10 protein-coding genes are annotated in these 13,613 nt (G+C 66.8%); 7 read left to right on the forward strand and 3 right to left on the reverse strand.

Annotated features, from left to right (window positions below):
* Positions 1–46 precede the first annotated feature (46 nt).
* The 6 genes from ABE463_RS14330 (at position 47) to gdhA (ending at position 7,237) form a co-directional block, all read left to right on the forward strand.
* Positions 47–1,144, forward strand: a complete 1,098-nt coding sequence (locus ABE463_RS14330) for a threonine dehydratase (RefSeq protein WP_259259206.1) — start codon at positions 47–49, stop codon at positions 1,142–1,144.
* Positions 1,145–1,146: 2 nt separating this feature from the next.
* A complete protein-coding gene (locus tag ABE463_RS14335) occupies positions 1,147–2,694 on the forward strand; it encodes a 2-isopropylmalate synthase (protein WP_346468659.1) in 1,548 nt (515 codons plus the stop codon).
* A gap of 39 nt (positions 2,695–2,733) precedes the next feature.
* On the forward strand, positions 2,734–4,155 hold the full coding sequence (gene leuC, locus ABE463_RS14340) for a 3-isopropylmalate dehydratase large subunit (protein WP_346468615.1): 1,422 nt from the start codon (positions 2,734–2,736) through the stop codon (positions 4,153–4,155).
* Complete coding sequence (leuD, locus tag ABE463_RS14345) at positions 4,155–4,733, forward strand: 3-isopropylmalate dehydratase small subunit (protein WP_088432620.1); 579 nt, start codon at positions 4,155–4,157, stop codon at positions 4,731–4,733. The genes leuC and leuD overlap by 1 nt, the downstream gene beginning before the upstream one ends.
* Positions 4,723–5,784, forward strand: coding sequence for a 3-isopropylmalate dehydrogenase (gene leuB / locus ABE463_RS14350; RefSeq protein ID WP_346468616.1), 1,062 nt, complete (start codon positions 4,723–4,725; stop codon positions 5,782–5,784). Before leuD ends, leuB begins: the two co-directional genes overlap by 11 nt.
* Before the next feature lie 109 nt (positions 5,785–5,893).
* Positions 5,894–7,237: an NADP-specific glutamate dehydrogenase gene (gdhA, locus tag ABE463_RS14355; protein ID WP_346468617.1), complete on the forward strand. Its 1,344-nt coding sequence runs from the start codon at positions 5,894–5,896 to the stop codon at positions 7,235–7,237.
* A 68-nt stretch (positions 7,238–7,305) separates the two neighbouring features.
* Here gdhA and ABE463_RS14360 read toward each other — a convergent pair whose 3' ends face one another.
* From ABE463_RS14360 to ABE463_RS14370, 3 genes are all read right to left on the reverse strand, one after another.
* Positions 7,306–8,346 (reverse strand): hypothetical protein, encoded by a 1,041-nt coding sequence (locus ABE463_RS14360; RefSeq protein ID WP_346468618.1) that lies wholly within the window; start codon positions 8,344–8,346, stop codon positions 7,306–7,308.
* A gap of 116 nt (positions 8,347–8,462) precedes the next feature.
* Positions 8,463–11,633: an efflux RND transporter permease subunit gene (locus ABE463_RS14365; RefSeq protein WP_346468619.1), complete on the reverse strand. Its 3,171-nt coding sequence runs from the start codon at positions 11,631–11,633 to the stop codon at positions 8,463–8,465.
* A gap of 4 nt (positions 11,634–11,637) precedes the next feature.
* The gene (locus ABE463_RS14370; RefSeq protein ID WP_346468620.1) at positions 11,638–12,783 is read right to left on the reverse strand and encodes an efflux RND transporter periplasmic adaptor subunit; all 1,146 of its coding nucleotides are present in this window, start codon (positions 12,781–12,783) and stop codon (positions 11,638–11,640) included.
* A 122-nt stretch (positions 12,784–12,905) separates the two neighbouring features.
* Between ABE463_RS14370 and ABE463_RS14375 the strand changes: the two genes are divergently transcribed.
* The gene (locus tag ABE463_RS14375; RefSeq protein ID WP_123730250.1) at positions 12,906–13,571 is read left to right on the forward strand and encodes a TetR/AcrR family transcriptional regulator; all 666 of its coding nucleotides are present in this window, start codon (positions 12,906–12,908) and stop codon (positions 13,569–13,571) included.
* Positions 13,572–13,613 lie beyond the last annotated feature (42 nt).

Genomic DNA, 13,613 nt, shown 5'->3' on the forward strand with positions numbered 1-13,613 from the left:
TGGCAGCGCGCGTCGCTCCGCGACGATCACCATGGCCGGGTGCGTGATGCCGGCTAGCCGCACCCCGCAGGAACCGGACGTAGGCGACGTAAGCGTCGCCGATGTGCTCGCCGCGCAGGCGCGGCTGCGCCGCTTCCTGCCGCCCACGCCCCTGCATTACGCCGAGCGTTTCGGCGTGTGGCTGAAGCTGGAAAACCTGCAGCGCACCGGCTCCTACAAGGTGCGCGGTGCATTGAACGCCCTGCTGGCCGGGCGTGAGCGCGGCGACGACCGCCCGGTCATCTGCGCCTCGGCCGGCAACCACGCCCAGGGCGTGGCCTGGGCCGCCTACCGCTTGAACATTCCGGCGATCACAGTGATGCCGCACGGTGCACCGGCCACCAAGATCGCCGGGGTCGCCCACTGGGGCGCCACCGTACGCCAGCACGGCGAGAGCTACGACGAGGCCTACGCCTTCGCCCGTGCCCTGGCCGACCAGCACGGCTACCGCTTCCTGTCCGCCTTCGACGACCCGGACGTGATCGCCGGCCAAGGCACCTTGGGCATTGAACTGGCCCCGCATGCGCCGGACGTGGTGATCGTGCCGATCGGTGGTGGTGGTCTGGCCTCCGGCGTTGCGCTGGCGCTGAAATCGCAGGGCGTGCGCATCGTTGGTGCACAGGTGGAGGGCGTCGATTCGATGGCCCGCGCCATCCGCGGCGACGTGCGTGAGATCGCCCCGGTCGCCACCCTGGCCGACGGCGTCAAGGTGAAGATTCCCGGTTTCCTGACCCGCAAGCTGTGCAGTGCACTGCTGGACGATGTGGTGATCGTGCGTGAAGCCGAGCTGCGCGAGACGCTGGTGCGGCTGGCGCTGGAAGAGCACGTCATCGCCGAAGGTGCCGGCGCGCTGGCACTGGCCGCCGGTCGCCGCGTCGCCGGCAAGCGCAAGTGCGCGGTGGTCTCCGGTGGCAACATCGATGCGCTGGTATTGGCCCAGCTGCTGGCCGACATCCGTCCCCGCCCCCCGCGCAAACCGCGCCGCCGCGCCAGCGAGCGAACACGCCCGCCCCTACCAACCGTGCTCGCGACATCCCCGATTTCCGCTTCGAATCCTACCTCTGCCATCCCATCCGACCTTGCCGTCGAGGAGACCTCCTGGTGACCATGCCCAACTCCCCCCGAATTAGAATTTTCGACACCACCCTGCGCGACGGCGAACAATCGCCCGGCTGCAGCATGAGCCCGCAGCAGAAGCTGGTGATGGCCCGCGCACTGGACGAACTGGGCGTGGATGTCATGGAAACCGGCTTCCCGGCCAGCTCCCAGTCCGACCGCGAAGCGATGGCGATGATCGCCCGCGAAGTCCGCCGCCCGATCCTGGCCGTGCTGTCGCGCTGCCTGGCCGCCGATATCGAAACCTCGGCCAAGGCGCTGGAGACAGCGGCGAACCCGCGCCTGCACGTGTTCCTGTCGACCAGCCCGCTGCACCGCGAGCACAAGCTGCGCATGACCCGCGAGCAGGTACTGGAGTCGGTACACAAGCACGTCAGCCTGGCCCGCAGCTACGTAGGCGATGTGGAGTTCTCCGCTGAAGATGCCACGCGTACCGAGGAAGACTTCCTGATCGAGGTCGCCCGCGTGGCCGTGGCCGCCGGCGCGACCACCATCAACCTGCCCGACACCGTGGGCTTCACCACGCCGGAAGAGATCCGCGGCATGTTCCAGCGCGTGATCGCCGGCGTGCCGGACAGCGACCGCATCATCTTCAGCGCGCACTGCCACAACGATCTGGGCCTGGCCGTGGCCAACTCGCTGGCTGCCATCGAAGGCGGTGCGCGTCAGGTCGAATGCACCGTCAACGGGATCGGCGAGCGCGCGGGCAACTGCTCGCTGGAAGAAATCGCGATGGTGCTGAAGGTCCGCAACGCCTTCTACGACGAAGACACGCGCATCAACACCCCGCGCATCGTGGCCACCTCGCAGCTGCTGCAGCGCCTGGTCGGCATGCCGGTCCAGCGCAACAAGGCGATCGTCGGCGCCAACGCCTTCGCCCACGAGTCGGGCATCCACCAGCACGGCATGCTGCGCCACCGCGGCACCTACGAAATCATGCGCCCGGAAGACGTGGGCTGGGAATCCTCGCAGATGGTGCTGGGCCGCCACAGTGGCCGCGCTGCGGTCGAACAACGCCTGCGTGCGCTGGGCTTCTTCCTGTACGAGGAGGAACTGAAACACGTCTTTGAACAGTTCAAGGCGCTGTGCGAGCAGCAGCGCGTGGTCACCGACGCCGACCTGCAGACCCTGATGCAGGGCAGCGCGACCCAGAACGGCTATCGCCTGGCCTCGATGACCATCAGCGATGTGGGCAGCCGGGCCAACGCGCTGGTCGAGCTGTCCGATCCGGAGGGCAACCGCGTTGCCGAGACGGCCCAAGGCGATGGTCCGGTCGATGCACTGTTCGGCGCATTGTCGGCCGCCACCGGCGTGCAGTTGATGCTGGACAGCTACCACGTGCACAGTGTGGGCATCGGCGCCGATGCGCGCGGCGAAGCCAACCTGAGCGTGCGCCATGAGGGCGTGGAGTACGAAGGCACCGGCACCAGCCGCGACATCATCGAAGCCTCCGCACTGGCGTGGCTGGAGGTCGCCAACCGTCTGCTGCGCCAGCGCAACGCGACGGCCGAGCAGCCTGCGGCCACCGCCGCGGCCTGAGCCCCCACTACGTACCCCGAACCGCAGCAAGGCCAGTCCATGACCCCAGCTCCCCGCACCCTGTACGACAAACTGTGGGATGCCCACGTCGTCGTTCCCGAGACCGACAGCGCGCCCGCCGTGCTGTACATCGACCTGCACCTGATCCATGAGGTGACCTCGCCGCAGGCCTTCACCGAACTGCGTGAGCGCGGCCTCTCCCCGCGCCGGCCGGACCGGACCAAGGCCACGATGGATCACTCCACCCCCACGCTGCCGGCCGGCGCCGACGGCAAGCTGCCCTATGCCAGCGCCGCCTCCGAAGCCCAGGTAGCGATGCTGGCCGACAACTGCGCCGCGCATGGCATCGAGCTGTTCGACCTGCAGTCGGCCAGCCGCGGCATCGTGCACGTGATCGCCCCCGAACAGGGCTTCACCCAGCCGGGTATGACCATCGTCTGTGGCGACAGCCACACCTCCACGCATGGTGCATTTGGCGCGCTGGCCTTCGGTATCGGCACCAGCGAGGTCGGCCATGTGCTGGCGACGCAGTGCCTGCTGCAGCGTAAAGCCAGGACGATGGCGATCACCGTCGATGGCGCGCTGGCCCAGGGCGTCGGTGCCAAGGACGTGGTGCTGCACATCATCGGTGTGATCGGCGTCAACGGCGGCACCGGTCATGTGCTGGAGTTCCGTGGCAGCGCGATCGAAGCGATGGACATGGAGCAGCGCATGACGTTGTGCAACATGTCCATCGAAGCCGGGGCACGTGCCGGCATGGTCGCCCCCGACCAGATCACCTTCGACTGGGTGGCCGCCACCCCGCGTGGTCCCAAGGGCGCCGAATTCGATGCTGCCGTGGCCGCGTGGTCGCAGCTGCGCAGCGATGAAGGTGCGCGCTTCGATGTCGAGGTCCACATCGAGGCCGCCGACATCCGGCCGACCCTGACCTGGGGCACGCACCCCGGCACCGCCATCGCCGTGGACCAGCCGATCCCGGCGGCCAACGACGCGGCCGCGCAGAAGGGCCTGGATTACATGCACTTCCACGCCGGGCAGACCCTGGCCGGCACGCCGGTGGATGTGGTCTTCGTCGGCTCCTGCACCAACGGCCGCCTGAGCGACATGCGCGAAGTGGCGCAGGTGCTGCAGGGCCGCCGCGTCGCCGAGGGCGTGCGCATGCTGGTGGTGCCGGGCTCGGAAATCGTCAAGCGCCAGGCCGAAGCCGAAGGCATCGATGTGGTGGTGCGCGCGGCCGGCGCCGAATGGCGCGAGCCGGGCTGCTCGATGTGCATTGCCATGAACGGCGATCTGGTCGCGCCGGGACAACTGGCGGTCAGCACCAGCAATCGCAATTTCGAAGGCCGCCAAGGCCCCGGCTCGCGGACGCTGCTGGCCTCGCCGATGACGGCCGCCTGGGCCGCGGTGAACGGCCGCGTGGCCGACCCACGCGAACTGTATGCCACGCTGGAGGTGGCCTGATGAGCGGCTTCCGTACCCTGACCTCGACCAGCGTGGTGCTGCGCGAGACCAACATCGACACCGACCAGATCATTCCGGCGCGCTTTCTGTCCACCACCGAGCGCGTCGGCCTGGGCAAGCACGCGTTCAATGATTGGCGCTGGCAGAGCGAGGGCGTGCCGAACCCGGCGTTCGCCTTCAACCAGCCGCATAACGCTGGCCGCAGCATCCTGCTGGCCGGCCGCAACTTCGGCTGCGGCTCCTCGCGTGAACATGCGCCGTGGGCCCTGACCGACCTGGGTCTGCGCGCCATCGTCAGCAGCGAGATCGCCGATATCTTCCGCGGCAACTCGCTGAAGAACGGCCTGCTGCCGATCGTGCTGGACGAAGCCGATGTGCAGACGCTGATGCAGCGCCCGGATGACGCATTGACCATCGATGTGGCCGCGCGCGAACTGCGCACCCCCGATGGGCGCGTGTATGCCTTCCCGCTGGACGGCTTCTCACAGACCTGTCTGCTGGAAGGCGTGGACCAATTGGGGTATCTGTTGGGCCGTACCCCTGATATTGAACGTTACGAGAGTGAACATGCACGCTGAAATTGTCGTATTGCCGGGTGACGGCATCGGTCCGGAAGTCGCCGCTGCCGCCGTGGCGGTGCTGGAGGCCGTCGCCACCCGTTTCGGGCACACCTTCGGGTTCCAGGAACACGACATCGGTGGCATCGCCATCGATCGCCACGGCGAGCCGCTGCCGGCCGCCACGCTGGACGCCTGCCGCAAGGCAGACGCCATCCTGCTCGGTGCGGTCGGCGGGCCGAAGTGGTCCGACCCGAATGCCAAGGTCCGCCCGGAGCAGGGCCTGCTGGCGATCCGCAAGGCGCTGGGGCTGTACGCCAACCTGCGCCCGGTGCGCACGCATGCCGCTGCGCTCGGCGCCTCGCCGATCAAGGCAGAGCTGCTGGAGGGCGTGGACTTCGTGGTCGTGCGTGAGCTGACCGGCGGCATCTACTTCGGTGAGAAGACCCGCACTGCCGATACCGCCAGCGACCTGTGCAGCTACAGCGTGGGCGAGATCGAGCGCGTCATGCGCACCGCGTTCGCGCTGGCACAGACCCGCCGCGGCAAGGTCACCTCGGTGGATAAGGCCAACGTGCTGGAGACCTCGCGCCTGTGGCGTGATGTCGCTGCACGGATCGGCCGGGAGGAATTCCCGGAGATCGCGCTGGAGCACCAGCTGGTCGATTCGATGGCCATGCATCTGCTGGCCAAACCGCGCGAGTACGACGTGATCGTCACCGAGAACATGTTCGGCGACATCCTCACCGACGAAGCCTCGATGCTGGCCGGCTCGCTCGGCCTGCTGCCCTCGGCATCGCTGGGTGAACCCGGCGCGGTCGGCATCTACGAACCGATCCACGGCTCGGCGCCGGACATCGCTGGCAAGGGCATTGCCAATCCGTATGCCACGATCTTCAGCGCGGCGATGCTGCTGCGGCATTCACTGGGGCTGGACGAAGAGGCTGCTACGGTCGAGGCAGCGGTGTATGCCGTGCTGGATGACGGCGTGTTCACCGCCGATCTCGCCGCCAAGGGTTATGCGGTGAGTACCGCCGCAGCGACCGACGCGGTCCTTGCCAAGCTGCAATGATCGCAAGGACGCGGCCTGAGGGCCGCGTTCGTGTTTCCACATCCCGCACGGCCTCCCTGTCCCGTCGGTCACGTCGCTGCCAGCGGCTGGCCCCCAACAAGGAAAGCCCTTGAACCATCGTTCCTCTGCCGACTTTCTCAACCACGTGGCCCAGCGCGATCCGCATCAGCCGGAATTCCTGCAGGCCGTCAAAGAAGTGATCCAGAGCCTGTGGCCGTTCCTGGAGCGCAACCCCCGCTACCTGGAACAAGGCCTGCTGGAGCGGCTGGTGGAGCCGGAGCGGGTGATCCAGTTCCGCGTCGCCTGGGCAGATGATGCCGGCAAGACCCATGTGAACCGCGGCTGGCGCGTGCAGCACAGTTCGGCGATCGGTCCGTTCAAGGGCGGTATGCGCTTCCATCCGTCGGTGAACCAGTCGATCCTGAAGTTCCTCGCGTTCGAGCAGACCCTGAAGAACGCGCTGACGACCTTGCCGATGGGCGGTGGCAAAGGCGGCTCGGATTTCAATCCCAAAGGCCGCAGCGATACCGAAGTGATGCGCTTCTGCCAAGCACTGATGCTGGAGCTCCATCGTCACCTTGGTGCCGATACCGATGTGCCGGCCGGTGACATCGGCGTGGGCGCACGCGAGGTCGGCTACATGACCGGCATGATGAAGAAGATCACCAACGACGCTTCCTGTGTGTTCACCGGCAAGGGCCTGTCCTACGGTGGCAGCCTGATGCGCCCGGAGGCGACCGGCTTCGGTACGGTCTACTTCGTCGAGCAGATGCTGCACCATGCCCGCCGCGATACCGATGGCGCGAAGGTGCTGATTTCCGGCGCTGGCAACGTCGCCCAGCATGCCGCGATCAAGGCCATCGAGCTGGGCGCGAAAGTGCTCACGCTCTCCGATTCCGGCGGCACGCTGTACGCCCGCGATGGCTTCGATGACGCGGCGCTGCAGGAGGTGGTCGAACTGCGCAACGAGCGCCGCGGCTGCCTGTCCGAACTGGCCGATGACACACGCTTCGAGTACCTCGACGGCAAGCGCCCCTGGCATATCCCGGCCGAGATCGCCCTGCCCTGCGCCACCCAGAACGAGTTGGACGAAGACGATGCCCGCGCTTTGGTGGACAACGGGGTGCTGTGCGTGGCCGAAGGCGCCAACATGCCCTCCACGCTGGAGGCGGTGGAGGTCTTCCTCGAGGCCGGCACCCTGTACGCACCGGGCAAGGCCAGCAATGCCGGCGGCGTGGCCACCTCGGGCCTGGAGATGAGCCAGAACGCGCAGCGCCTGTCGTGGCATCACGCCGATGTCGACGAGCGGCTGCACGGGATCATGAAAGACATCCACGCCAACTGCGTGCGCCACGGCAAACGTGCCGACGGCAGCGTGAACTACGTCGATGGCGCCAACATCGCCGGCTTCGTGAAAGTCGCCGATGCAATGCTGGCGCAGGGCGTTTACTAAGGACAGATGGGTGAAGCGGCGCAGCGGTTTTCATCCGCTGCGCCCTGCAGCATTTCCCGCCGCAGCGGTCAGTCCGCCGAGCGGACCTCGCTCGTCATGCACCCGGCCAGCAGGGCGCCGCCGTCGGTGGGTATCACGCTGAATGCCTGCACACGCGTGTATCCGGAGGACGCCTCCCGGGAAGCTTCGCGCATCCAATACCCTTCCGCCTGACGATCCGCCGCGCCCAGGCCAGTGGCGTCGAGCACCGCCTTCAGCGGCACATCGCCCATGTCGGCTGCGAGATAGCCGCCATACGCGAGGACGATCGACGTCGCAGCCAAGCCCTTCAACGCCACCGGCTGCTCCAGGGTGATGACCATGACGGGCATCTCCTGGCCATCAGCACGGTACTCACGCTCGGTCACCGCGCGGACATTGTCCGGCCATGCCAGCGGCGACAGTTCCGACACACGCTCCCACAGATTGGCGATGCGCTGCATGGCAGCGTCGTCAGCCCGACATTCGAGCGCGGCGCCAAAATCACTTGCCGTGGCCGTCTCGCGCCATCGCGGTGGAACACGCGCGTCCTGCATCGGACCGGGATAATCACATCCCACCCGATAGCCCTCACCGTCGCTGCTCACCACGATGGCGCCCGGCGATGACGCATCGCGGGATGCCTCTGATGGTGACCAGACCTGGAACGGCTCACGCAGGCTACTCGACCGCATCCGTAGCCCGTTCCCGGTGACGATGCGCGCACGCTGCCCGGCATCGATGGGAATCGAGAAGCCCATGTCATCCGCCACCACGCGGTGCGTTGTGATGCCGTGTGCCGTCAACGTCACCGGCATGTCGATGAGGGTCGTCGCGTGCTCCTCGTCACCGCTGGGCGTGAAGCTCCAGCCCAGCAGATGGGCCGGTCGTTCCTGCGGCGTGCCATACCGTGCGCCACGCAACGCGGTCGTCACCGCCTGCATCGTTGCCGGTGAGGCACGGCACTCCAGCAGCTCGACGAGATCGCGCTGGAAACTGGCAGCGGGGTTTGCCTGCGCTGGCAACGCGGAAGACATCAGCAGAACGATCGCCGCCGCAGTGGCGAACCGAGAAAAGGAACGTGAAGACATCATGCGCGACCGAAGAAACCCGGCGTGCATTGTGCGCTTGCTGGCACCGCAAAGACGACAGGCATTCGCTTCGCACTGAAAGCATGAAGCCGGCCATCGGCCGGCTTCATCGTCCCTCAGCCTTCGCTGGTCTTCGCCTCATCCGGCTTCACCCGGAACCACGCGGCATACAGCGCCGGCAGGAACACCAGGGTCAGCACGGTGCCGACGATCAGGCCGCCCATGATCGAGATCGCCATCGAGCCGTAGAAGGCACTGCGCGACAGCGGGATCATCGCCAGCACCGCCGCCAGCGCGGTCAGCACGATCGGGCGGAAGCGGCGCACGGTGGCATCGATGATCGCGTGCCAGCGGTCATGCCCGGCGTCGATGTCCTGCTGGATCTGATCGATCAGGATCACCGAGTTGCGCATGATCATGCCGGCCAGCGCGATCGTCCCCAGCAGCGCCACGAAGCCGAACGGCGCGCGGAACAGCAGCAGGAACAGGGTCGCGCCGATGATGCCCAGCGGTGCGGTGACCAGCACCATCGCCGCACGCGAGAAGCTGCGCAGCTGCAGCATCAGCAAGGTCGCCACCACGATCAGGAACAGCGGCATGCCGGCCTTGATCGAATCCTGGCCACGGGTGGAATCCTCCACCGTACCGCCGGTTTCCAGCAGGTAGCCGGACGGCAGTTCGGCACGGATGCTCTCCAGCGTCGGCAGGATCTGCTGCACGACGTCCAGCGGCTGCTTCGCGTCGGCAATATCGGCGCGCACGGTCACCGTCGGCAGGCGGTTGCGGTGCCAGATGATGCCGTCCTCGAACACGTACTCCAGGCGTGCCACCTGCGACAGCGTCACCGAGGTGCCGCTGGCGGTCGGAATGGCCAGGCTGCCCAGCATGTCCAGCCGCACACGTTCGTTGTCCGGGCCACGCAGCAGCATCTCGATCAGGCGGTTGCCCTCCCGGTAGGTGCTCACGCTCATGCCCGACAACGAGGTGCCCAGCAGCTGGCTCACCTGCGCGCTGCTCACACCCAGTGCGCGTGCACGGTCCTGGTCGATCACCAGCCGCACCACTTTGCTCGGCTCGCTCCAATCCAGGTTGACGTTCATCACGTGCGGGTTTGCGCGCACCTTGGCTTCCACTTGCCGTGCGATGGCCTGCACCTGCTCGATATGCTCGCCGGAGATGCGCATCTGCACCGGGTAGCCGACCGGCGGGCCGTTCTCCAGACGGGTCACGCGCATCTGCACGTCCGGGAACTGCGGAATCACATCCTTGAGCAGCCAGTCGCGGGTCGCCTCACGTGCGGTGGCATTCTCGGTCAGCACCACGAACTGCGAGAAGTTGGTGGCCGGCAGCTGCTGGTCCAACGGCAGGTAGAAGCGCGGCGAGCCGGTGCCCACGTAGGCCACGTAATTGCTGATGCCTTCGCGGTCCTTGAGCAGCTTTTCCAGCTTGGTCGCCTGCGCCTGGGTGGCCTGCAACGAGGCACCCTCGGCCAGTTCGATGTCCACCATCAGTTCCGGGCGGGTCGAATCCGGGAAGAACTGCTGCGGCACGAAACGGAAGATCAGCAGCGAGAACACGAACAGCGCGGCCGTGGCGGCGATCACCCACCAGCGATGACGCAGGCACACATCAAGGAACCTGCGGAAGCGCACGTAGAACGGACGCTGGTACGGATCATGGTCGTGCGCATGCACCTTCGGCGCGATCCAGCGCGCGAACGCGGGATGGCGGTCGGCCCACCGAAGGCGACGGGCATGCCAGCGCCCCGCCAGGCTGTCCGGCTTGGGCGGCTGCGGATTGAACAGGTCCGGCAACATCTTGTCGCCCAGGTACGGAATGAACAGCACCGCGGCGATCCACGACACCACCAGCGCGATGGTCACCACCTGGAACAACGAGCGGGTGTATTCGCCCGTGCTGGAGGCAGCCGTGGCGATCGGCAGGAAGCCGGCCGCAGTGATCAGCGTACCGGTCAGCATCGGGAAGGCGGTCGACTCCCACGCAAAGCTGGCCGCGCGCAGGCGGTCGTAGCCCTGCTCCATCTTGGTGGCCATCATCTCCACGGCGATGATCGCATCGTCCACCAGCAGGCCCAGCGCCAGCACCAGCGCGCCGAGGGAAATCTTGTGCAGGCCGATGCCGAAGTAATGCATGACAAAGAACGTCATCGCCAGCACCAGCGGAATGGTCACGCCCACCACCAGTCCGGTGCGCAGGCCGAGCGAGAAGAAGCTCACCAGCAGCACGATCACCACCGCTTCGGTCAGCACCTGCACGAACTCGCCGACGGACTCTTCCACCGCATGCGGCTGGTCGGAGACCTTGCGCAGCTGCATGCCGGCCGGCAGCGTCTTCTGCAGGCGTTCGAACTCGGCATCCAGCGTACTGCCCAGCTTGAGGATGTCGCCGCCGTCTTTCATCGCCACCGCAATGCCGATGGCGTCTTCGCCCATGAAGCGCATCTTCGGCGACGCCGGATCGGCAAAACCGCGCTTGATCTCGGCAATGTCGCCCAGGTGCACGGTGCGGTCGCCAGCCTGGATCGGGAAGCTGCGGATGTCCTCCACGCTCTTGAACTGGCCGGTGACGCGCAGCTGCACCCGATCGGTCGGGGTTTCGAAGAAGCTGGTGGCGGCAATGGCATTCTGGTCGGCCAATGCCTGCTGCACCTGCTGCAGCGACACGCCCAGCGTGGCCAGCTTGGTGTTGGACAGCTCGATCCAGACCTTCTCGTCCTGCAGGCCTTCCAGTTCGATCTTGCCCACATCCGGCACGCGTTGCAGTTCCAGCTGGATGCGGTCGGCGTAGTCGCGCATCACTGCGTAGTCGAAGCCCTGCCCGGTCAACGCGTAGATGTTGCCGAAGGTATCGCCGAACTCGTCGTTGAAGAACGGGCCGACGATTTCGCGCGGCAGGGTCGGCTTGATGTCGCCCACACGCTTGCGCACCTGGTACCACAGGTCGGGAATCGCCTTGGAGCGCAGGCTGTCGCGCGCCACGAAGATCACCTGCGATTCGCCCGGGCGCGAGTAGGAGCGGATGAACTCGTACTGCCCGGTGTTCAGCAGTGCCTTCTCGATCGGCTCGGTGACCTGGCGTGAGACCTGTTCGGCGGTCGCGCCGGGCCAGTTCGTGCGCACCACCATCACCTTGAAGGTGAACGGTGGATCCTCGGACTGGCCCAGGTGCTTGTACGACCACGCGCCGATGATCGCGAAGGCGAGCATCGCAAACAGCACCAGTGGCCGGTTGCCCAGCGCCCATTCGGAAAGATTGAAGCGGCGCACGGGATCAGTTTCCCTTGCCGGTGGCAGGCGCGGCGGCGGCGGCAGGCTTGGCTGCCGGTGCCAGCACCGGGCGGTTCTGGCGGTCCACTGCCGTCACCGGCTGGCCCTCGCGCAGCAGATGGCCACCGGCGGCAACCACCCAGTCGTTCGCATTCACCCCGCTCAGCACCGGAACGGATTCAACGCCATACGCCCCGACCGTCACCGGCGTGGCCTTCAACGTGTGCTTGGCCGGATCGACCACCCACACACTGCTGCGCCCATCGGCGCCGCGCTGCACCGCCGCCAGCGGCAACTGCAGCGTGCCCTGGCGGCCGGCCGCGGCGAACACGCGCGCGCTCTGGCCCAGTTCCACTTCGGTCAGGGCTTCCGGGGCCAGGCTGACGCGGGTGGCATAGGTACGCCCCTGGGCATCGGCGGCCGGGGCGATCTCACGGATCGTGCCGGCCAGCAGCTGGCCCGGACGGTTCCACAGTTCCACCTGCACCGGCTGGCCCACCTGGTAATCGCGGATGTTGCTTTCCGGCAGCGCGATCACGACTTCGCGGCCGCCATCCGCGGCCAGGGTGAACACGGTCTGCCCGGCGCTGACCACCTGCCCGGCTTCGGCCTGGCGGCTGGCGATCACACCATCGGCCGGCGCACGCAGCTGCGCATACTCGGCCTGGTTGCGGGCCACGGCCAGATTGGCGCGGGCGGCATTGGCCTGGCCCTGCGCGGCCTTGAAGGCAGCGGTCTGGCTGTCCAGCGCGGATTGGCTGACCAGCTGCTGCTCGGCCAAGGTGGCGTAGCGCTTCTGGTCATCCCGGGCGCGGACCAGGTCGGCTTCGGCGGCAGCCAGCTGCGCTTGCGACGCACTGGCCTGGGAGGCGTAGTCGGCGGCGTCCAGCTCGGCCAGCAGCTGGCCCTTGCGCACACGCTGGCCGGCATCGACATGACGCTTGATCAGGTTGCCCCCGACGCGGAACGACAGCGGGCTCTCCTCGCGGGCCCGGATCTCACCGGGATAGGCAGCCACTTCCTGGCCAGCCACGGTGCCGGCGTGGACCACCAGCACCGGAATCGGCGCAACCGGCTCGGCGTCCTGCTTGCCACATGCTGCCAGCGCGATCGCCAGCAACCCACCACCCATCCATCGCATGTTTTTCATGAGGTCCTGGACCTGAAAAGTAACCCGGGAAAAGCCGCTGGAGACACACTGTTCCAGCCGCTTCAATATTGAACCAGCCGGTATAGTATAAATATCGAACCGATTGGTCTAGTATTGTTTGGATGACTGATGCTACCCCCTCTACATCGCCCTCCAAGCCGCCCGCCAAGGCCGCCGGACCGGGGCGCCCGAAGGATCTGGGCAAGCGCGCGGCCATTCTGGAAGCCGCCAAATCGCTGTTCGTCGACCAGGGCTACAACGGTGTGAGCATGGACAGCATCGCCGCCCAGGCAGGTGTCTCGAAGCTGACTGTTTACAGCCATTTCGGCGACAAAGAAACCCTGTTCACCGAAGCTGTGCAATCCAAGTGCGTCGAGATGCTGCCGGACGAGCTGTTCGTCACCGACATCGAAGGCCCGCTGCGTGACCAGCTGATGGGCATCGGCCACGCCTTTTTCAGCCTGATCACCTCCGATGCGGCGGTCGCCGTGCAGCGGGTGATGATGTCCCCGGATACCGATGACCGGATCCGCGAGATGTTCTGGCTGGCCGGCCCGCAGCGGACCACCGACGCGCTGGCCGACTTCCTGCGTGCCCGCACCGCCCGCGGCGAGCTGGAGATCACCGATTTCCCGACCGCCGCGATCCAGTTCCTGACCTTGATCAAGGGCGAGCTGCATACGCATATGATGTGCGGGTTGCGGCCGGCCCCGGCCGAGTGCGATGCCGACGCCCACGTGAGCGCCAGCGTCGACTTTTTCCTGCGGGCGTATGCCCGGCGGGACTAAACTGAATGGACCGGAGGTCGCGGTGACTTCCGGCACTGCGAC

Origin of the sequence: Stenotrophomonas sp. TWI819 (genome assembly GCF_039673075.1) — a bacterium.
Classification (GTDB): domain Bacteria; phylum Pseudomonadota; class Gammaproteobacteria; order Xanthomonadales; family Xanthomonadaceae; genus Stenotrophomonas; species Stenotrophomonas rhizophila_B.

Bases quoted from the DNA above. Each gene is read 5' to 3' on its own strand.
- ABE463_RS14330 (WP_259259206.1), top strand. From the start codon at position 47: ATGCCGGCTAGCCGCACCCCGCAGGAACCGGACGTAGGCGACGTAAGC.
- ABE463_RS14335 (WP_346468659.1), top strand. From the start codon at position 1,147: ATGCCCAACTCCCCCCGAATTAGAATTTTCGACACCACCCTGCGCGAC.
- leuC (WP_346468615.1), top strand. From the start codon at position 2,734: ATGACCCCAGCTCCCCGCACCCTGTACGACAAACTGTGGGATGCCCAC.
- leuD (WP_088432620.1), top strand. From the start codon at position 4,155: ATGAGCGGCTTCCGTACCCTGACCTCGACCAGCGTGGTGCTGCGCGAG.
- leuB (WP_346468616.1), top strand. From the start codon at position 4,723: ATGCACGCTGAAATTGTCGTATTGCCGGGTGACGGCATCGGTCCGGAA.
- ABE463_RS14360 (WP_346468618.1), bottom strand. From the start codon at position 8,346: ATGTCTTCACGTTCCTTTTCTCGGTTCGCCACTGCGGCGGCGATCGTT.
- ABE463_RS14370 (WP_346468620.1), bottom strand. From the start codon at position 12,783: ATGAAAAACATGCGATGGATGGGTGGTGGGTTGCTGGCGATCGCGCTG.
- ABE463_RS14375 (WP_123730250.1), top strand. From the start codon at position 12,906: ATGACTGATGCTACCCCCTCTACATCGCCCTCCAAGCCGCCCGCCAAG.